This window comes from Clostridium coskatii (assembly GCF_001675205.1).
GTDB classification, from domain to species: domain Bacteria; phylum Bacillota; class Clostridia; order Clostridiales; family Clostridiaceae; genus Clostridium_B; species Clostridium_B ljungdahlii.
On record NZ_LROR01000035.1, the window covers coordinates 132,632 to 152,759 of the forward strand.

The following is a 20,128-nucleotide window of genomic DNA, read 5'->3' on the forward strand; positions in this document are numbered from 1 at the left end:
TTTTAAAATCATTACTACAGTAAATAATTTTCCACTAGAATATCTATTTTATACTATAGCATTTTTAGTTTTCTATACTAAGCTTTCAATCTATATATAAATTTGTATTTTCCTCTTCTGGGAAATAGTCATTAATATTCTATAGTATATATTACTGCCGCAAGGACAAAATATTAAAGTAGCATAATTCAATATGAATTAAACCTAAAATGTTTATATAATCCCATTAGACTAAAGGAGGATACTATTATGAATAAAAATGATAAAAATCTTCAAGAAGCAAAAAAATTGAATAAACAATCCAAACAGGGAAATATGTCAAGTGCTGCTAGCACTACCGGTTATAATAGCCCAGATCTTCAAGAAGCTAGACAATTAAACTCACAGGTTTCAGGCAAAAGTTCATCTTCTTTTTCAAATGTTTCAAATAACAGTGATTTAGATGAAGCAAAAAAATTGAATCAACAATCTAAACAGGGAAATATGTCAAGTGCTGCTAGCACTACCGGTTATAATAGCTCAGATCTTCAAGAAGCTAGACAATTAAACTCACAGGTTTCAGGCAAAAGTTCATCTTCTTTTTCAAATGTTTCAAATAACAGTGATTTAGATGAAGCTAAGAAATTAAATCAACAATCTAGGCAGAAAAAGAGTAAGTAACTAAAAAGTGAAGGAGAAATCTTAAGATTTCTCCTTCATTTTTTATTATGCTTTACCTAGTACATTTTAGAATAAACTCATTCATTCAAATCTACAATATCTACATTAAAATGTTTATTTGTATTTAAGTTTTTTACTTGTATTTTACCATCTTCATCTGTATTTATACTTTCAAGCCATACGGGATTATCTTTATATTTTACCTGTATAACTCCTTTAGATTCAATTATTTCTTTTACTCTTTTCTTATCCAAGCTTACCACCTCCTATACACATAGGTTCTTATATAGTAAACTTTTTATACCTTCTAGAACAAAAATATGTTTCTCCTCAAATTACCAGCATAATATTTTAGGTTCTGCACATTCTATTAGCATAAGGATATTAATGTGTTAAAGTTATTAAATATCTAAGTTTCGTGTAAACTATAATATTCTTTCTCTAACATATTGGTATTACTTTATGCTGGAGATGACGAATCTCCAGCATTTAATTCTTTATTTTTAACCCCTATATTACACAATACAGCTTACTTTGTATAACTCAAATTTCCTAAACATCTTATGCCAGGGATAATGAAATCCCTTGTTTTCATTATCCCTTATTTTGTTCTACATCAATAATAATTTTGTTGCATGTCTTACACATATATGCCTTAATTTTCGGTCTTCCTATCCAACCGGATTCTCCTAATTCAACACCACCTTTGGCCCATATTCCAAGAAACAATTTTTTATCTTCAGGTAGCCATTTCATTTTATAGTTATCCCCATATATATGACCTTTAACCATTTCTCCATTACAATAAGGACATTCCATATAAAACTCCTCCAAACAAGCTATAATATCTTTAAATTAATTATGTAAAATCTATATCATTAGTAAAACACATTATTATAACTTCATTTTAACATTCTTAAAACATATTGCATATACTAACTTGTGTAATATATGCTAGGAGGAATAGATTTGATTTTTTACTATCCTTACTTTAGTTACAAAGTAAAGTGTAAAAGGGTTCCAGTAACTTTTCCACCTCAACACCAAGCTGTACAGCCCGGATTAGAGACACTTATGAACCCCAAGCCTATATTTGATAATCCAGACTATGCTGGGAGTGATAAATTAAAAAATAAGGTCGCCCTAATTACTGGAGGAGATAGTGGTATTGGCAGAGCTGTATCTCTAGCTTTTGCCAAAGAAGGTGCAGACATTAGTATTGTGTACTTCAATGAACATGTGGATGCAGCTAAAACAAAGGCTTTAGTAGAATCTCAAGGAAGAAAGTGCCTCTTAATTTCTGGAGATTTAAGAGAAGAGTCCTTTTGTAAAAAAATAGTCAAAGATACACTTGATGCCTTTGGTCACCTAGATATACTAGTTAATAATGCAGGTGTTCAATTTCCTCAAAACAGTCTTGAAAATATCTCTACAGAACAATTGGAAGATACTTTTAGGACAAATATTTTTCCCTTATTCCACGTTACTAAAGCTGCCCTACCTCACTTAAAAAAAGAAAGCAGCATTATTAATACCGCTTCAATTACAGCTTACATGGGTAATAAGCTACTTATTGATTATTCTTCTACAAAAGGAGCCATTGTGAGCTTTACCCGTTCATTAGCTCTTTCTCTTGTATCAAAAGGGATAAGAGTCAATGGAATTGCTCCTGGACCTGTTTGGACACCTCTTATACCATCAAGTTATTCAGCAAAGTATGTGGAAACTTTTGGCTTAGATACTCCTATGAAAAGAGCTGGTCAACCTGTGGAATTGGCACCTGCTTATGTTTACTTAGCATCTGACGATTCTACTTTTGTTACTGGTCAAATTCTACATGTAAATGGTGGAGGCTTTATAGGATCATAACTTTTTATCTCCTTTATATATAATATGAGATCAGTACCATCTATAAAAGAGTGGTACTGATCTAAATAATTTACTTACAAACCCTATATGTGATTGGCAACTTCATATGCATTCCAAATAGCATACATAATATTAGAAACCTTACGTGCATCTCCTAAAAGATAAATTTCTGGGATTTCAAATTCTAATTCTTTATATAGTGAATTTTTTTCTTTATATCCAACAGAAAGTATTACCGAATCGCATTTTATTTTTTCTGTTCCCTTTTCCGTCTCTACTTCAAGATTTCCATCCTTATATGCTTTAACTTTTGAACTTGTTTTTACATCAATACCATTAAAAGGAATAAGTCTTTCAAGCATTTCACTATTTGCAGAACACAGCGGCCCATTTAATGCAAGTATTTTATTTAATGCTTCTACTATAGTTACTTTTTTACCTTTTTTAGCAAGATGAAGTGCAGTTTCACATCCAACTAGTCCACCACCAACTACAACTGTAGTGCCTCCACAATCTTTCTTTTCTGTAAGTACATCTGCTGCTGTAAATACTTTATCATCGTCTCCAAGTGAGAATACTTTTGGTGTAGACCCTGTAGCAATTATTACACTATCAAAATTGACTTTTAAAACTTGTTCTTTAGTAATTTCACTATTTAAATTTACTTGTACATTTAATTCGTTTAATGTATGTGCATACCAATCAGCTAAGGCAATATCATCTTCTTTAAAATCTGGTGCTCCACCTGGAATAAGGTTACCACCTAGTCTAGAATTCTTTTCATAAATTACTGGTTCATGGCCTCTAAGTGCTAAAACTCTTGCAGCTTCACATCCTGCTACTCCACCACCAACTATTAAAACTTTTTTCTTCTTTAATATAGGAAGAAGTGCATTGTCCTTTTCCTTACATGCTTGTGGATTTACTGCACAATTTATCATTGAATAATGTTGAATTCGTCCCATACAACCTTCTTGACATGATATACAAGGCCTAATTGATTGACATCTATTTGCCCTCAACTTATTTACATAATCAGGATCTGCAAGTAATGGTCTTCCAAGACTTATCATATCACAAGTTCCATTTTCAATGGCTTCAAGTGCCATATCTGGATCATCCATTCTTCCTGCACATATAATAGGAACATCTACAGTTTCTTTCATTAATTTAGCATATGGTCTATATAGTCCCTTCTTTTGGTACATTGGCGGATGACTCCACCACCATGAATCATATGATCCAACATCAGTATCCAATGAATCATATCCATAAGATACAAGTAATTTAGCGGCTTCAATTCCCTCGTCTAAATCTCTTCCCTTTTCAACAAATTCTTCTCCTGGAAGTGCTCCATCTCTTAAATCTTTGATAAAGCTCTTTGGTGAATACCTAAGCACTACTGGAAAATCTTCTCCACATCTATTTTTAATTTCTTCAACTATTTCACGTGCAAAACGAAGTCTGTTTTCCAAACTTCCCCCATATTCATCTGTTCTGTGATTAAATAATGAAATAGCAAATTGATCTATAAGATATCCTTCATGAACAGCGTGAATTTCAATTCCATCAAAACCAGCTCTCTTTGCATTGTAAGCTCCATCCCCAAATTTCTTCACTATGGATTTAATTTCATCTATTGTAAGCTCACGGCAAATTTTATCAAGCCATCTATGTTGAATTGGTGATGGTGCAACAGGTGGGAATTCACCAAGATTAGTAGGTATAGTTACTCTACCAAATCCAGCTGACATTTGTAAAAATACTTTTGCATTGTATGCATGTATTCTCTCTGTCATTTCCCTTGCAGTTCTTACAAATTGAACAGGATTATGTGTAGGGCAAGGACAATTTGGCATACCATGTTCTTCAACTTCATTATCTACAAAAGTAACTCCTGTAATAATTAAGCCAGTGCCACCTTTTGCTCTTTCAGTGTAGTAATCAATTCCCCTTTGGTTGAATCCTCCTTCACTGTCAGCTAGTCCTAGTGGCCCCATAGGTGCTAGTGCAAAACGATTTTTTATTTCACACTTTCCAATTTTAACTGGTTCAAATAATTTTTTATACTTATTCATAAAACCACTCCTAAATTTAAATAATATAAGTATTAAAATGTTGGTCCTGTTGTACTTATTAATAAATACGATTACATATTTATCTTTACCTATATTATATATATTACTATAAATCATGTCAATGTTTACATGTTTAATTTTTCATGTTTTACTTTACTTTATATTCATGCATGATAAAATGATTATATGGAAAGAACGAGGTGCTAATATATATGAGGACTTTAAAATACGCAATCTTAGGGCTTATTAATAGAAAACCGTCAACTGGATATGATATAACTAAAGAATTTAATGATGCATTAGTAGAATTCTGGTATGCTAAACATAGTCAAATATACCCTGAATTAAAGAAATTGACAGATGAAGGTCTTATTTCATATGAAACGGTAATACAAGGAGAAAAATTAGAAAAAAAGTTATACACAATAACTGAAAGTGGAAAAAAGGATTTGCAAAAGTGGCTTTCTGAAGATGAACCTTTAGAACCAACGCCTAAAGATATTTTCAGACTTAAAGCTTATTTTTGTGATGAAATGGACACTGACACCTTATTAAAACAATTTAAAAGTCAATTAGATAAACATACTGAAAGATTAAATTATCTTAAAAATTCTATGGAAGAACTTTTAAAGGAAAAGGATATATCTAAAGTGCCTTCTTCTGGTTTTGGTGACTATATTGTCTTACGAGGAGCCATCATGAGAGAAAATGCTTATGTAGATTGGCTTTTTGACTGTATAAAAAAAATTACAGAAGGATTGTAGGGGTTCTAAACAAAAATTAACCTTCATTTTTTTAAAGAACAAAGTTCAAATATCAAATAGGGACAATTTTCTTCCCAACGTCAGAAAATATTAAAATTATAGATTTCCTGAGGTACGATGGAAAGCATCTTTATCTGTTCTTTGTTATTTGAACTTTGTCATTTTAATTCATGTGTATACTATCTGATATTTGAAAACCCATCCTATATCCTTTTAAAGAAGATGTATTATTATTTAATTTGCTTACTATAAATAGGTAATATTTTTGTCCCAGTTTATAAGGTTTATAGGGAGTAACTTTTACAGATTTCTTATCATCTTGTAGAGATAATGCTGTTGGAATTACATTTCCAGAACTATCTACTACATATATATTTGAGCTATTTACGTTCTCATCATTAAGCTGATCTTTAAACTTTATCGTCCATTGTTTATCCCGTAAAATATTCAAACAGTCCTTTGAATTTAAATCCTCCCATCCTTTGTCTGTAAACATGCTCTTATCTACAGGCATTTTTACATCTATTAGAGGAAATGCAGCTTCCCCATTGTACTTTTCTGGAGTTCCAAGTGCATATCTTACACTTACAGTACTATTTACTTTTAAATTTTTTATTTGATTTTTTCCTTCATCATTATTTTTTACATAAAAAAGCTCGGTATCACCATTTTCATATTTAACCTTTATAAATATATAGTCTTTATCAGTATATATATTTTCTAAATTACCAATTACCCAGGAAGCACCTATTATATTGCTTTCCCCTGCACCTAAATAATCATATACCTTACCTGAAGAATTTTTTACGCTTATACTAAAATCAGGTAATTTAACTTTTATTATAGTATAAGGATAAGTTACAACTTGAGGTACTATGGCACCTTTGTCCGGGTCTGTTTCCTTTACAATTATATTTCCCCTTCCTTCTACATCTTCTACAGCATCTACTTTAATATCGTAACCTCCTGTGGGCTTTTGTCCTCTCATTACAGCTACATATAGATAATTCGTGCTGCTATCCAAATAGTACAAAAATCCTTCACTGGATTTACAAGAATCTATGCCATTAGTTAAAGTTTTTGGCGCATTATCATAAGATATAGTCTGAAAATCAATTTTATTGCACATTATATTAGGTCCATTCTTAATAATAAGTTTATTCTTACTGATGTTAGATACTGAAGATTGCATCTTGACTGTCCCTTGAGCTTTTACTGAAGCCGGCATATATACAGCTCCTACAGTTAATGCAAAACACATAGGTATAAATAACTTTTTAAACATATATAATTTCCTCCTCCTTTAAATATCTTTTTCAATTATTAGACGTATGGACTCTGGCCTTGGCTCCATAATTTATTTAATTGAATTTGCTATGTCAATTAGGGAATTTTCTTGTATGTTTCCATATAAAGAATATTCCACATTATTCATTATCCATGATACACTTGTTGCTTGTTCATCTTTAAAGTAATTTATATAAGCCTTACCAGCACCAATATATAAAGTTTTATCACCTTTTAATCCCGATAAACTCTTGCTTTCCTGTATTATAAAATATTTAGAATTTAAACTATACTTTATGCTTATGCTTTTAACGCCTTCACAGGGAATAGATATATTTGAAAGTTCAAATCCTTCAGGAACATATGATGGCAGCAACACCTTACTTTCAAAATATTTTTCAGCATCTTTCATGCTTAAGGATTCTCCTAGAGAAGCTACTCCACTAGGTCTTACTGCACCTAAATCTCCCCCATGATTTTTATCATCTTCTTTTTCATTTTCCTGATTAGTACTAGGAGTTTCAACATTGTAATTATTTGTATTTTGTGGCAAAATATTTTTATTTTGAATTCTTGTATCCTTATTTGAGCTTACATTCTTAGTTGAATTTTTTGCATTTGATTTATCCTGTACTATTGAACTTCCTATTTTATTAGCTTTTGATATTTCCTTTGACGTTTCATTATCTATAGTTCCTTTATGATCATTATTTATTGATTTGTCTACATATTTTTGATCTGGTTTTACATAACTGCGTGCAATATCAGTTTTATGAGAAAAGTTGTATAACTTAAATGTAAAAATTAAAATGGCAAAAACAGCTGATGCAATTAAAACCGGTTTTAATTGCAATGACCTTCTATTACTGCATCTTTCTAGGGTCTTTCTTTTCAATTCATCTGTAACACAAATATCTTTTAGAATTTCATTTGATTCATTCCTAAAATTTTTCATATTATCTCTCATATTCAATCTTCCCATCTATATTGGATTTCAATACTGTCCTTGCTCTAAAAAGTCGGCTGCGCACAGTACCTTCTGGTATTTTCAGTACCTTACTTATGTCCCTTGTAGATAGCTCTTCATAATAGTAAAGAATTATAATTTCCTTATATTTGCGCGGCATATCCATAACCTGTTTTAATAATTCTTCATGTTGAATTTTATTTATAACTTTATCATCTACATTTTCACAAATATCTACAAAAGAATTATCATACACATCCTTTGACAGAATAACTTTCTTGAACCATGAAATTCTTAGTACATCCCTGCAAGTATTTATTGTAATAGTCATAATCCAGTTTTTTTCGCTGCTGCTTTTTTTGAGCTTACTAAAATTTTTATACACTTTTATAAAAACCTCTTGAAAAACATCTTCAGCCAAATACTTGTCCTTTAAATACAGATAGGCCATTCTAAGTACGTCATTTCCATAGCTGTTCATTAACTCTTCTATTTTCTCATCCATATATCAATAACATCTCTTCCAAGACATTTCCTCCTGCTACACAATTTTTAAAAATTAAAATTAAGTATACTTAATTTTACCATCAAAATCCCTTTCACATTATATGACGTATAAAGTTTTAATTTGGCTTCATAAATTTGAAAATTAAAAAATGACCATATATCAGTAATATTCTACTGTATTAATGGTTATTTTTATTGTTTGAAGCCTTATAATATGTTATTATATACTTGTAATGCCACAATATTACAAATACATAATAAATAAGGGGACTTAGAATATGTACAAAAAAGGTATAAAAAAACTTGGAATTGTAATGTTTCTATCTTTCATTTTAAATATAGCATTTACCTATAATTCTGTTAAAGCATATTATGAACCAACAATATCAAGAATAAGCGGTGATAATAGATACGCAACAGCTGCTAAAGTTGCTGTAACAAATTGGACAACTTCAGATAATGTTGTGTTAGTATCAGGTGAAGAATATGCCGATGCAGTAAGTGCTTCATCATTAGCTAAAAAATTAGATGCACCTATACTTTTAACTACATCAAATACACTCAGCCCAGAAGCTGAATATGCACTAAACCTATTAAGAATAAAAAATATATATGTTATTGGAGGAAATGCTTCTATTTCGCAGAACATAAGAGATACTCTTAAATCCAAATATACCTTGACAGAGTTAGAAGGATCAAACAGGTATGAAACTAATATAGCAGTAGCCAAATATCTAGTTAAATTAGGAGTTAGTGCAAGCAACATTATAGTAGCTAGTGGAGAAGGATTTGCAGATGCTCTTTCTGTATCATCAGTAGCTGCAGCAAAAGGACAGATTTTGTTACTAGCAAACAATAACAAAAATTCAATTCAATCATCAATTAACTTTGCAAAAATCAACTGCTCTAAGGCTGTAATTGTTGGAACTAGAGATGTTATAAGTGACTCAATAAAGAACACTTTTGGGGCAAACGCTACTAGAGTAAATGGTGGAGCGAATAGATTTGATACTAACTTAGCTGTATTAAAAACATTCAAGAGTGACTTAAAAAATGATAATTTGTATGTAGCAAATGCAAGTGCAGCCATACCGGATAACCTTTACGCAGACGCATTAGTTGCTTCCGCATTAGCTGGAAAATATAGTGCACCATTAGTATTAGTTGACAAAGATGGTACAGATGCAACAAACAATGCTATGTACTATATTAAAGATACAGTTTCCCAAAATACTCATGTGCAAATAATTGGAGGACTTTCTGTTATTCCAGATTCTATATTTGATAATATATATTTTCCATTAAGCATATAGGTTTCAAAAGAGGTTGTTGCAATAACAATTACCGGCTGTTTAAAAACATGTATACGTATTAAAATAGCTGACATACTAATTGATTAGTATGTCAGCTATTTTATAATTTACTCCTATTCTTCTCATTATCTCTAATTTCTGTAGAAATTATTTCATGTTTAAGTACGTCAATGAGCCCAATGTCCGTAAGTCCAAGCTCCGGCACAGTAGGCAAGGAAATAAACGACAATGTCATAAAAGGTGCAGCTAAAGTGCAGCCTATCTCATGTGTAAGATTATTTAAACTAGTAATTTCCTCTATAACAGAATCTGCATCATGGTCACTCATAAGCCCACCAATAGGTAAAAGCATCTTTCCAATGACTTTGCCCTGCTTTACTAATACAAAACCTCCCTGTATATCCTTAATTTCATTAACTGCTATAGACATATTATAATCATCAGTTCCAACACAAACTATATTGTGGTGATCATGGGATACAGAAGAAGCCAGTGCGCCATCTTTAATATTAAATCCCTTTACAAATCCAATTCCAACTCCACCTGTTTTTCCGTATCTTTCAACTACTGTAAGTTTTAAAATGTCCTCTTCTACATCATTTTGAATTAGTCCTCCCTTTACCGGAAGTTTTACTTTTATCCACTTGTTTATTATCTGATCTTTAATAAGTTCTATGACATTTACAAAGGTTGTATCATTACATTTGGAGTTTATCTTAAAAGATTCTGGTGTTATTGGAGTTTTAAATTTTACAGTATTTTTTATCCAGCTGGGATATTCTGAACTTACTTTATTTGAAATTAAATTTTCCTGCTCAGCTACAAGCTTGCCTTCAAAAAACACCATAGATGGCTGTATATTTTCTAAACTTTTTACTATAAGAATGTCCGCTTTTCTTCCTGGAGTAATACTTCCTATTTCATCTTCTACTCTAAAATGCTTTGCTGCATTTATAGTTGCCATCTGAATTGCATTTATAGGAGAAACCCCAAGAGAAATGGCCTTGTTCACATTATAATTTATGTGTCCTTCATTTTTTATATCACTGGCATGTTTATCATCTGTACAAAACATAAGATGTTCAAAAGAAAGTTTCTTATCTACAACTCCCTTTATGAGCTTTTCTACATTTCTCTCAGAACTTCCTTCTCTTATAAATACATCCATACCAAGTCTTATTCTCTCAAGAAGCTCTTCAAAAGATACACATTCATGATCATCACTCATACCAGAAGCAGCATAAACATTAAGATCTCTTCCTGTTATTCCAATAGCATGCCCATTAATTATTTTTCTTCTACTAAGCGAAGCCTCAATTTTCTTTAAATATTCTTCTTTTTTAAACAGTATTTTTGAAGGGTCAAGTTCCCCTAAGCTCAATGTCTCGTCCCAACTAAGTGCCTCTATAACTTCTTCTAATTCCACTACCCCTCCTGTAGTTTCAAGGCCCGGAGCTGTAGGTACTCTTGATGGGATTTCAATATAAGTTCTATAAGGTAGTTTTTCTATAGAATTAAGCAGAGCTTTTATTCCATCTATTCCACATACATTTGCAATTTCCATAAGATCTGCACAAAGAGTTGTAGTACCTTTAGGTACTATTACATCTGAAAGTGCTTCAGGAGAAAGCAATGTAGTTTCAATATGCAAATGAGAATCAATAAATCCTGGAATAGCATATTTTCCACTGCAATCTATAGATTTTTCAGCTTCAAGCTTAACATCAGGATCAATGCACACAACCCTGCCATCTTTTATATAGATGTTTGTACCATATATTTCTTCAGAATAGACATTTACGAGATTAACATTTGAAAGTTTTAAATCACAGGATACTTCACCTAGTCCACATTCTATAAGTTTTTTTATTTCCAAATAGCTTTTCAATCACTTTTCCCCCAGTACCCCTCATGAGTTTTTAATATTTCATCTTTTAATTCATTAAAAGGCCCTATTACAGTAATGTCTTTCTGTCCTTTCTTAAACACTTCCCTACAAGAGAGGTCAAAAGTTGGATTTTGCTTGTCATTTCCCGTTTGATTTAGAAGTTCTTTTTCAGTAAGTCCATATACAACTGTCCTTACATTGCCCCAGTAAATGGCACCAGAACACATGACACATGGTTCAAAAGTAGTATATAGCGTACACTCTGCTAAAAATTCTTTAGAATATTTTTGAGATGCCATCCTCATAAGGGAAGCCTCAGCATGTCCCGTACAATCTCCTGTGCTTATCTCTATATTTTCCTGTTCTAAAAGTATATTACCATCCTTATCTACAAGCAGTGATCCAAATGGAGTATTTCCATGTTCTCTTGAATTTTTAGCAATTTCATTTGCCCTTCTTAAATAATATAAGTGATCCTTTTTACTCATTACACTTTTCCTCTACTTTCTTCATAAAATCTTTAAGCAAATTTATTGAAACTTTTTTTCTATAAACAGCTGTGGATCTCTGATCATCTATTGGAGTTATTGAACTCTCATAAATTTCTAATGCCTTATCTAAATTCAATTTTTTAATTTCCTCTTCACCTTTTTTTACTCTAACAACTGTAGGCCCTACAGATCCAAACGCAATGCACACATCATCAACTTTCCCCGCAGAGACACTGGCGAATGCAGCAAAGGAGAGCTTAGAAATAGCTGCTGCTTTACGTGTTCCTACTTTCTTGTAGTAAAACAAGTTATACTCATTTACTGGAATTTTAATACAGGTGAGAAGTTCATCCTTTTTTAAAGAAGTTTTCCCTGGTCCAACTATAAAATCCTCTATAGACACAGCTATCTTTTCGGTTTTACTTTCTATTATAAGTTGTGCCTCTAAAGCATAAAGTAGTGGAAGCATATCCGCTGCAGGAGATGCATTACATATGTTTCCCCCAAGTGTTCCAACATTTCTGATGGCAGGTGTGGCTATGCCATCTATTACAGCTCTAAAGCTATCTGGTATTAGTTCATTTTCACAAACTTCCCTATAGGTACATGCTGCTCCAATATATATGTAGTCCTCATCTCTTTCTATATTCTTCAGTTCTTTTACTTCATTTATAAAAACTACATTACTTTTAAAATCAGGCAACAATCCCGGTTCCGTTCTCCTCTTTATCATAGCATCAGTACCACCAGCCACTACAATTGCATCTACTTTACTCAGTATATCTAACGTATCCTTAATACTTATTGGTTTAAAGCTTTCCACAACTTCTCACCTCTTTCACTAGCTAATTTTATGGCATCAATTATCATATTATACCCTGTACATCTGCATATATTTCCTGAAATTCCACGTCTTATATCCTCTTCTTTGGGTTTTGGATTTCCAATAAGAAGAACATAAGATGCCATTATCATTGCAGGTATACAAAAGCCACATTGAACTGCACCTGCTTCCTTAAAACACTGGTCAAGCACTTCAAATTCTTTTGTATTTCTCAATCCTTCAATAGTTAAAACTTTGCTTCCCATTACATTTGCCAGTGGAAAGCAGCAGGAATTAACCAATTTTCCATCTATTATAACAGCACAAGCCCCACATTCTCCCTGTCCACAGCCTTCTTTTACTCCAGTTAACTTAAAGTCTTCTCTTAAAACATCTAAAAGTCTCTTAACACCTGAAGCTTCAATTTCTACATCTTTATTATTCAAATTAAAGTTTACCTTCATTATCCACTACCTCCATTATCGATTCCGGTGTTACAGGAATTTGATTTAGATGCCTTTTAAGTGCATTCTCTACTGCAATGGCATAAGCAGGAGCTGCTCCATCAATAGTCAGTTCTCCCACACTTTTTCCACCAAAAGGTCCGTTATAATAGGGGCTATTTACAAGTTCTCTATGTATCCTTGGGAAATCTACAGCTGTTGGTATAATATAATCTGTAAAAGTTGACTGTTCCAGCTCTCCCTTCTTAGGTTTTAAAACCTCCATAGAAGCATATCCTAGTCCCTGAGTTACACCTCCATCTATTTGCCCTTTAACAATATTATCATCAATGGCATTTCCTACATCATAAGCAGTCCATATACCTTTAACTGAAACTTCATAAGTCAGTGGATCTATTTCCACTTCTACTACATTCACACCCCAGGCACTGGTATTGTATGCGTCTCCTTCAAATTTATTTTCATCCCACAGAATTTCTTCAGGATGTTTGTAATTAGCTTCAATTTCAAATTCATCCTTCTCATTCCATTTATCTTTAATTTTCTGACATGCTTCTTCAATGAGTTTTCCAACTATCAATATACTTCTTGAAGCTACAGTAGGCCCGGAATTAGGTACCCTATCCGTATCTGGTTTATTGTATATAATTCTATCTATGGGTATTCCTATTGTCTCTGCCGCTATTTTTCTTAAAGTAGTACCTAAGCCCTGTCCCATTTCTACATTAGATACTAATATTTCCACAGTGTTATTCTTGTTTTTTCTCACTTTCAGCTTTGTCTTTATAATGTCTCTTTCTCCTTTTCCAGTAAAGCCACCACCGTGAAAAAATACAGACATACCGATTCCTTTCAATTTATTTTCTGATATGTATTCTTTATATTTTCTATTATAATCAGACATTTCTTCTACTTTATCCGTAAGCTTATCAACTACTACATCTTCCCTATAAGTTCCTCCTGTAGAAGTCTTACTTCCCTTTTTTACGTAATTAATTTTTCTAAACTCAACTGGATTTATTTTAAGCTTATTTGCCATATACTCTATAAACATTTCCACTGCAAAGGTAGATTGAGGTGCTCCAAATCCTCTAAATGCTCCACTAACTAATTTATTTGTCTTAAGTACAGATCCCTTCGTTTTTACATTTGCCACATCATATACTCCACATATTCCAAAAATTGCCCTTTGAAGCACTACATTTGAGAGTCCAAAGTAGGCACCACCGTCTAATCTAACATCTGCATCCATTCCTATTATTCTATAATTTTTATCTATATAACCTTTTAGCTTAATTTTTGATGGGTGTCTTTTAGTACTTGATTTTATATCTTCATTCCTCTCAAAGACAAGCTTCACTGTTTTTTTAGTTTTATAGGCTGCAACTGCAACTTGACATCCTAAAAGAGATGGAAACTCTTCTTTTCCTCCAAATCCTCCCCCTGTAGTTGCCTGTTTTACCTGAACCCTATCGTAGTCAAAATCAAGTGCCTGTACAATTGCATCTTTTATATAATAAGGACACTGCATAGAACCCTCTACTATAATCTTTCCATCATGATAAGTTCCTACAATTCCCTGTGGCTCCATATATGCATGTTCCTGGTATCCCGTACTATATTCATTTTCAAAAACATATTTAGCATCTCTAACTGCAGCTTCTATGTCTCCCTTTGAATACTTGTACTCTACAAATGTATCATTTTTTTCTTCAGCATCATCCATAGTTAAAGTTGAAGGTAAATCCTCATACTCTACTTCTGTTCTTAAAATAATATCTACTACTTTTTTCTTTTCAGGTCCTACAACGAGAAGTATTCCCTCTCCAATATAATTTACCTCATCTTCAACAAAAATTGGCCAATCTCCAATTTTACCTGGTACATCGTTTTTATCCACAATAAAATATCCTTCAGGAATCTCCGGGAATTTTATAGATAATATTTTAGCTCTTGCTCTAGTAGATCGAAGCGTTTTTGCATATAAAACGTCTTTATATACTATATCAGAGATATATTTAGCTTTACCCGATATCTTTTCTTCTGCATCAAATCTAATTATAGAATCACTTATATTGTTGTCCATAATAAATATCCCCTTTTTTTGAATAAATCAGCATTTAGAAACTAACATCTTATATATAAATGCATAGATTATCTTCTTATGTTTTTCTAACGTTCTTCCCTAAAATAAGCATTTCCTAGTGCTTTAGGCGGAGCATTTTTATTTGATTTTCTCATATATACAAGTACCAGTATTATAATAGTTACTAGATATGGGAGCATATCAATAAAATATTGAGAAATAAACATATTTTTCATTCTAAAACTAATGATATCAAGTCCACCAAAAAGATAAGATGCAAAAATAGCTTTGTAAGGATTCCATGATGCAAATACAACCAGTGCTACTGCAATCCAACCTCTACCTGCTGTGACATTATCCTGCCAGCTGGGAACATATGCTAGTGATAAATAAGCCCCACCAAGTCCACAAAGTGCACCACCAATAAGTATATGAATATATTTATAGAGATTTACATTTATACTAGCTGCATCTGCTGCTGCCGGATTTTCTCCTACTGCTTTAAGATTTAATCCCTTATAAGTTCTGTAAAAATAAATTCCCATAATAATTGCAGCTGCATATCCAAGATAAACTAAAATATCCTGATGGAAAAAAATTGGTCCAATAAAAGGTATGTGGGAAAGTATTGGTATACTTACAGGTTCAAAAAAACTTTTAACACCTCCTGGTATATTCTTGCCAACTATACTTTTACCTACAAAATTAGAAAATCCAGTTCCAAATATAGATATAGCTAGTCCTGAAACTGTTTGATTAGCTTTTAAGTTAACCGTTAAAATCGTATATATGAGAACGCCAAAGGCTCCTGCCGCCATAGCTGCCAAAATAGCCATAATTGGATTTCCAGTATTATATCCTATACTAAATCCCATAACCGCACCCATAAGCATTAATCCTTCAACGCCAAGATTTAAATTTCCAGCTTTTTCAGTTAAAATTTCTCCTAGTGTTGCAAAAAGAAGGGGAGTTCCTGCAACTACTGCTGCTGCTAAAAAGCTAATTACTCCATTCATCATTTACACCTCATTTACAACTTTTTTATTTTTGTTATCATTTTCATTTACATCGCCCTTTGACAGTCTAAACCTAATAAAAAATTCGCTTCCAAGTACAAAAAATAAAATTACTGACTGAAGTATTGATGCTACTGAATTTGGTATGCCAAATGCTGTCTGGATAAATGACCCTCCTTGCAAAAGGCCTGCAAATAAAATTGATACCAAAATACTTACAACAGGGTTCAAATTTGATATCCAAGCTATTATTATTCCAGTATATCCAACTCCACCTGTTATTTCAGTAGAAAGTGTTTGTTCTATGGCAGAAGACTGTATTACTCCTGTTACTCCACAAAATACAGCACTAAGTACTATAGCAATTAAAGTAGTTTTCTTTATACCTATTCCTGCATATTTAGCTGTATTTTCGCTTTCACCAATTACAGAAATTTCATAACCAGTTTTAGTGTGATTTAAAAATATATATACAAAAATAGCAAGTAATATAGCTATTATCCATCCAATATGAACTCCAAAGACACTTGGAAGTATTGCGTTAGAAGAGAAATTAGGCATTTTAGGGAATCCCAAAGAACTAGGATCTTTCCATGGACCATATTGAAGATAAGTTACAAATTTTAATGCAATATAATTCATCATAAGGGTAGTTATAGTTTCATTGGCCCTCCATTTCACTTTAAAGAACCCCGGTATAAATCCCCATATTCCACTAAATAATATTCCACTTGCAAACATTAAAATGATGAGGATAGGAGCTGGCATATTAGAAAAATGAAATGCAACAAGTGCAGCTCCAAAGGCTCCCATTATTATCTGACCTTCACCGCCTATGTTATAATATTTTAATTTAAGGCCTATTGCAATTCCAAGGGCAGTAATTGCAAGTGGTATAGCCGAATTTATAGTCTGTTTAATTGGATTGGGACCTCCAAAGGCACCTTTAAACATTGAAATATAAACTGATATAGGATTACACTTAAGTGCTGCAAAAAGAATTCCCATTACAACAAAAGCTAATAATATGGCAATTATTCTAATAGACACTTCTTTATTTTTACTTATATTTTCTCTTTTAACAAACTTCATTTTCATAAATCTCATCACCCTTACGCTTATTGCCAAGCATTTTATATCCTATTGTTTCCTTTGTAACATTTTTGCTTTCAAAGCTTCCCGTTATCTCCCCTGAATACATAACTATAATTCTGTCACAAATACTTAAAAGTATATCCAGATCTTCTCCAACAAATAATATGCCTGTACCTTTTTTCTTTTCTTCATTTACTAAATTGTAAATGGTATAACAAGTATTTATATCAAGTCCCCTTACTGGATAACCCATTAAAATCAACTTAGGATTTAATCCTAATTCTCTTCCCAAAAGTATTTTTTGTATATTTCCTCCAGAAAGATTTTTAATTGGATAATGTATACTTGGGGTCTTTACTTCTAAATCCTCTTTAATTTTTTCAGCTTTCTTTTCAACATCATCTTTTTTGAGTAACAGTCCTTTTTGTTTTTTATAATATTTTAAAAACACATTATCGACCATATCCATAGATCCTACAAGTCCCATACCAAGCCTGTCCTCCGGTATAAAACTTATTCCTAAATTTTCTTTTGAAAGTTTTGAAGCATCTTTATCAGTTATGTCTTTTCCCTGAAATTCTATTTTTCCACTAGATATTTTAGTAATTCCAGCTATGGCTTCACAAAGTTCCTTCTGACCACATCCGGAAATTCCTGCGACTCCAACTACTTCTCCTTCATGTATCTCAAAATTTATATTTTTAAGTATAGGAATGTTCAAATCATTTATTAAGTTTAAATCTGAAACTTTTAATATGGATTTGCCAATAGTCGTATTTGATCTTTCTATAGCTAAATCTACATGATAACCTATCATTTTATCTACTAATTCCTTAGGTGTAGTACTATCTTTTGTAACAGTTTCTACAGATTCACCTTTTCTAAGTATAGTAATTGTGTCTGCTACTTCCATAACCTCATCTAATTTATGAGTTATAAATATAATAGAACATCCTTCTTTTTTCATCCTTTTCATTAAGTTAAATAATTTCTTGGTTTCTTGAGGGGTAAATACTGCTGTGGGTTCATCTAAAATAAGAATATCAGCTCCTCTATACATTACTTTCAAGATTTCAAGATTTTCTCTTTCTCCTACGGACATATCATAAACGTATTTTTTTAAATCTACATCAAAGCCATATTTGTCTTTTATTTGTTGAACTTTTTTTACCTCTTTATCATAATTTAGAAATAACTTTTTTTTCTTTCCCAAAATAATATTTTGTATTGCAGTCATCGATTCTATAAGTTTGAAATGTTGATATATCATACCTATACCAGATTTTATAGCATCAGTAGGTGATTTAAACCTAATTTCCTTGCCATGTATAAAAATTGAACCGCCATCAGGAATATATATTCCTGACAGCATGTTCATAAGTGTACTTTTGCCTGCACCATTTTCACCTAACAGTGCATGAATTTCTCCGCCTTTAACATTAAAATTAACATTGTTATTAGCAACTACGTCACCAAATTTTTTAGTTATATTTTTCATAGTTAAATAGTATTCTTCATTCAAAAGGATACACTTCCTTCCTATTTTTCATTTGCACCATTTATACCTTGTACAAACCAATCTATTTTTTCAAGATAATTGTCATCTAAAACCTGACCTTCTTTTACTTTTAATTCACCTTTTTGACCTTTAATTGGTCCAGCAAATATCTTCAATTTACCTGAAATTATATCAGCTTTAGCTTTTTCTACAGCTTCTTTTCCACCTGCAGGTGCACTTTCTTCTCTAATTGGTGCAAGATCATTAACTCCTGACTCAAGACCTTTTAACCATTTCTCAGATTTCCACTTTCCAGCTATTAAATCATTAATTTGCTGTTTATAATATACATCCCAATGATAGACAGGTGCTGTCATGTACATTTTAGGATCTTCATTTTTCTTGTCTCTATCAAATCCTATACCTGCAAGTCCCTTCTCTTCAGCAGGATCTAATGCAGATGTAGTATTTTGTTCTTCACTTATAACATCATTTCCCTGATCAACAAGTGCCTTACCTGCTTCTTTTTCTTTTGCAGGATCATACCAAGTATGAGTCCACTTTACATTTACTACAGCATTTTTATTAACAGACTGTACTCCTAATGCAAAAGCATCAATTTGTCTATATAATTCTGGTATCGGCATAGATGCTACCACACCTATTTTGTTTGTCTTGGTTTTCATACCAGCCAATATACCAGTTAAATATGTTGATTGATAGTATTTAGCAAAATATGCGCCCATATTATCTGCTGTTTTATATCCTGCATTATGTAGGAATATAACATCCTTATGTTTTTGTGCTTCCGTATAAACATAGTCCATGTATCCGAAGCTAGCTGCTACAATTACATTACATCCCTGGCTAATCATATCTTCTATAACAGGTTCAACTTTCTGAGATTCTGGAACATTTTCTTTATATATAGTCTTGATTCCCATCTTATTAAGTGCTAATCTTCCATCGTTGTGAGCATCAACCCAACCACCATCGCCTAAACTACCATCATAAATAAAGCCAACTTTTATCTTGTCTTTATCTATTTTCTTTCCTTCAGAAGTAGTACTTACTCCCGTAGAGCTTGTGTCAGATGATGAACATCCTGCAAATAGTCCTGTAATAACAACAAGTGCAAGTAAAAAGATAAGTATTTCTTTCTTCTTCATTATCAGTTCCCCCTTATTATTTAGAAGTACGCTCTCGAAAACTCAGAGAGCTTGATTTTTATATAGTATAAGGTTCAGCATCTCTGCTTCACCCCTAATATTTAAGCTAAATTAATATCATATTTTCCAATAAACTTATTACCAGTAGCATCC

Annotated in this window: 19 protein-coding genes; 4 read left to right on the forward strand and 15 right to left on the reverse strand. The window is 32.2% G+C overall.

Annotation, left to right across the window (positions count from 1 at the left end; genetic code table 11):
- The first annotated feature begins 249 nt into the window (after nt 1-249).
- On the forward strand, nt 250-660 hold the full coding sequence (locus CLCOS_RS05920) for a hypothetical protein (RefSeq protein ID WP_063600717.1): 411 nt from the start codon (nt 250-252) through the stop codon (nt 658-660).
- A 77-nt stretch (nt 661-737) separates the two neighbouring features.
- On the opposite strand, the gene CLCOS_RS05925 is transcribed toward CLCOS_RS05920, so the two are convergent.
- Nucleotides 738-914, reverse strand: coding sequence for an H-type small acid-soluble spore protein (locus CLCOS_RS05925; RefSeq protein ID WP_013239619.1), 177 nt, complete (start codon nt 912-914; stop codon nt 738-740).
- 340 nt (nt 915-1,254) lie between these two features.
- Nucleotides 1,255-1,479 carry a PF20097 family protein gene (locus tag CLCOS_RS05930; RefSeq protein ID WP_013239620.1) on the reverse strand — a complete coding sequence of 75 codons (225 nt, stop codon included), beginning with the start codon at nt 1,477-1,479 and terminating at the stop codon, nt 1,255-1,257.
- 150 nt (nt 1,480-1,629) lie between these two features.
- Here CLCOS_RS05930 and CLCOS_RS05935 point away from each other — a divergent pair, with 150 nt between their 5' ends.
- On the forward strand, nt 1,630-2,529 hold the full coding sequence (locus CLCOS_RS05935) for an SDR family oxidoreductase (RefSeq protein WP_063600718.1): 900 nt from the start codon (nt 1,630-1,632) through the stop codon (nt 2,527-2,529).
- 83 nt (nt 2,530-2,612) lie between these two features.
- Here CLCOS_RS05935 and CLCOS_RS05940 read toward each other — a convergent pair whose 3' ends face one another.
- The gene (locus CLCOS_RS05940; RefSeq protein ID WP_063600719.1) at nt 2,613-4,607 is read right to left on the reverse strand and encodes an FAD-dependent oxidoreductase; all 1,995 of its coding nucleotides are present in this window, start codon (nt 4,605-4,607) and stop codon (nt 2,613-2,615) included.
- A gap of 212 nt (nt 4,608-4,819) precedes the next feature.
- On the opposite strand from CLCOS_RS05940, the gene CLCOS_RS05945 reads away from it, so the two are divergent.
- Nucleotides 4,820-5,371: a PadR family transcriptional regulator gene (locus CLCOS_RS05945; protein WP_063600720.1), complete on the forward strand. Its 552-nt coding sequence runs from the start codon at nt 4,820-4,822 to the stop codon at nt 5,369-5,371.
- 163 nt (nt 5,372-5,534) lie between these two features.
- Here the strand turns inward: CLCOS_RS05945 and CLCOS_RS05950 are convergent, their stop codons facing one another.
- From CLCOS_RS05950 to CLCOS_RS05960, 3 genes are all read right to left on the reverse strand, one after another.
- On the reverse strand, nt 5,535-6,656 hold the full coding sequence (locus CLCOS_RS05950; protein ID WP_013239624.1) for a protease complex subunit PrcB family protein: 1,122 nt from the start codon (nt 6,654-6,656) through the stop codon (nt 5,535-5,537).
- Between the two features lie 72 nt (nt 6,657-6,728).
- The gene (locus tag CLCOS_RS05955) at nt 6,729-7,625 is read right to left on the reverse strand and encodes a DUF4367 domain-containing protein (protein ID WP_063600721.1); all 897 of its coding nucleotides are present in this window, start codon (nt 7,623-7,625) and stop codon (nt 6,729-6,731) included.
- Entirely contained in the window at nt 7,615-8,130 is a 516-nt protein-coding gene (locus CLCOS_RS05960; RefSeq protein ID WP_013239626.1) for a sigma-70 family RNA polymerase sigma factor, read from the reverse strand. Before CLCOS_RS05960 ends, CLCOS_RS05955 begins: the two co-directional genes overlap by 11 nt.
- A 280-nt stretch (nt 8,131-8,410) precedes the next feature.
- On the opposite strand from CLCOS_RS05960, the gene CLCOS_RS05965 reads away from it, so the two are divergent.
- A complete protein-coding gene (locus tag CLCOS_RS05965) occupies nt 8,411-9,445 on the forward strand; it encodes a cell wall-binding repeat-containing protein (RefSeq protein ID WP_063600722.1) in 1,035 nt (344 codons plus the stop codon).
- A gap of 100 nt (nt 9,446-9,545) precedes the next feature.
- Here the strand turns inward: CLCOS_RS05965 and ade are convergent, their stop codons facing one another.
- From ade to CLCOS_RS06010, 9 genes are all read right to left on the reverse strand, one after another.
- Nucleotides 9,546-11,333: an adenine deaminase gene (ade, locus tag CLCOS_RS05970; protein ID WP_063600723.1), complete on the reverse strand. Its 1,788-nt coding sequence runs from the start codon at nt 11,331-11,333 to the stop codon at nt 9,546-9,548.
- On the reverse strand, nt 11,330-11,821 hold the full coding sequence (locus CLCOS_RS05975) for a nucleoside deaminase (protein ID WP_063600724.1): 492 nt from the start codon (nt 11,819-11,821) through the stop codon (nt 11,330-11,332). Before CLCOS_RS05975 ends, ade begins: the two co-directional genes overlap by 4 nt.
- A complete protein-coding gene (locus tag CLCOS_RS05980) occupies nt 11,814-12,647 on the reverse strand; it encodes an FAD binding domain-containing protein (RefSeq protein ID WP_063600725.1) in 834 nt (277 codons plus the stop codon). The genes CLCOS_RS05975 and CLCOS_RS05980 overlap by 8 nt, the downstream gene beginning before the upstream one ends.
- Nucleotides 12,626-13,111, reverse strand: a complete 486-nt coding sequence (locus tag CLCOS_RS05985) for a (2Fe-2S)-binding protein (RefSeq protein WP_063600726.1) — start codon at nt 13,109-13,111, stop codon at nt 12,626-12,628. Before CLCOS_RS05985 ends, CLCOS_RS05980 begins: the two co-directional genes overlap by 22 nt.
- Nucleotides 13,095-15,197 (reverse strand): xanthine dehydrogenase family protein molybdopterin-binding subunit, encoded by a 2,103-nt coding sequence (locus CLCOS_RS05990; RefSeq protein WP_063600727.1) that lies wholly within the window; start codon nt 15,195-15,197, stop codon nt 13,095-13,097. The genes CLCOS_RS05985 and CLCOS_RS05990 overlap by 17 nt, the downstream gene beginning before the upstream one ends.
- A gap of 86 nt (nt 15,198-15,283) precedes the next feature.
- Nucleotides 15,284-16,213: an ABC transporter permease gene (locus CLCOS_RS05995; RefSeq protein ID WP_063600739.1), complete on the reverse strand. Its 930-nt coding sequence runs from the start codon at nt 16,211-16,213 to the stop codon at nt 15,284-15,286.
- A 3-nt stretch (nt 16,214-16,216) separates the two neighbouring features.
- A complete protein-coding gene (locus tag CLCOS_RS06000) occupies nt 16,217-17,311 on the reverse strand; it encodes an ABC transporter permease (protein WP_063600728.1) in 1,095 nt (364 codons plus the stop codon).
- Nucleotides 17,292-18,830: an ABC transporter ATP-binding protein gene (locus CLCOS_RS06005; protein ID WP_013239637.1), complete on the reverse strand. Its 1,539-nt coding sequence runs from the start codon at nt 18,828-18,830 to the stop codon at nt 17,292-17,294. Before CLCOS_RS06005 ends, CLCOS_RS06000 begins: the two co-directional genes overlap by 20 nt.
- A 17-nt stretch (nt 18,831-18,847) precedes the next feature.
- Nucleotides 18,848-19,975, reverse strand: a complete 1,128-nt coding sequence (locus CLCOS_RS06010; RefSeq protein ID WP_063600729.1) for a BMP family ABC transporter substrate-binding protein — start codon at nt 19,973-19,975, stop codon at nt 18,848-18,850.
- Between the last annotated feature and the right edge of the window lie 153 nt (nt 19,976-20,128).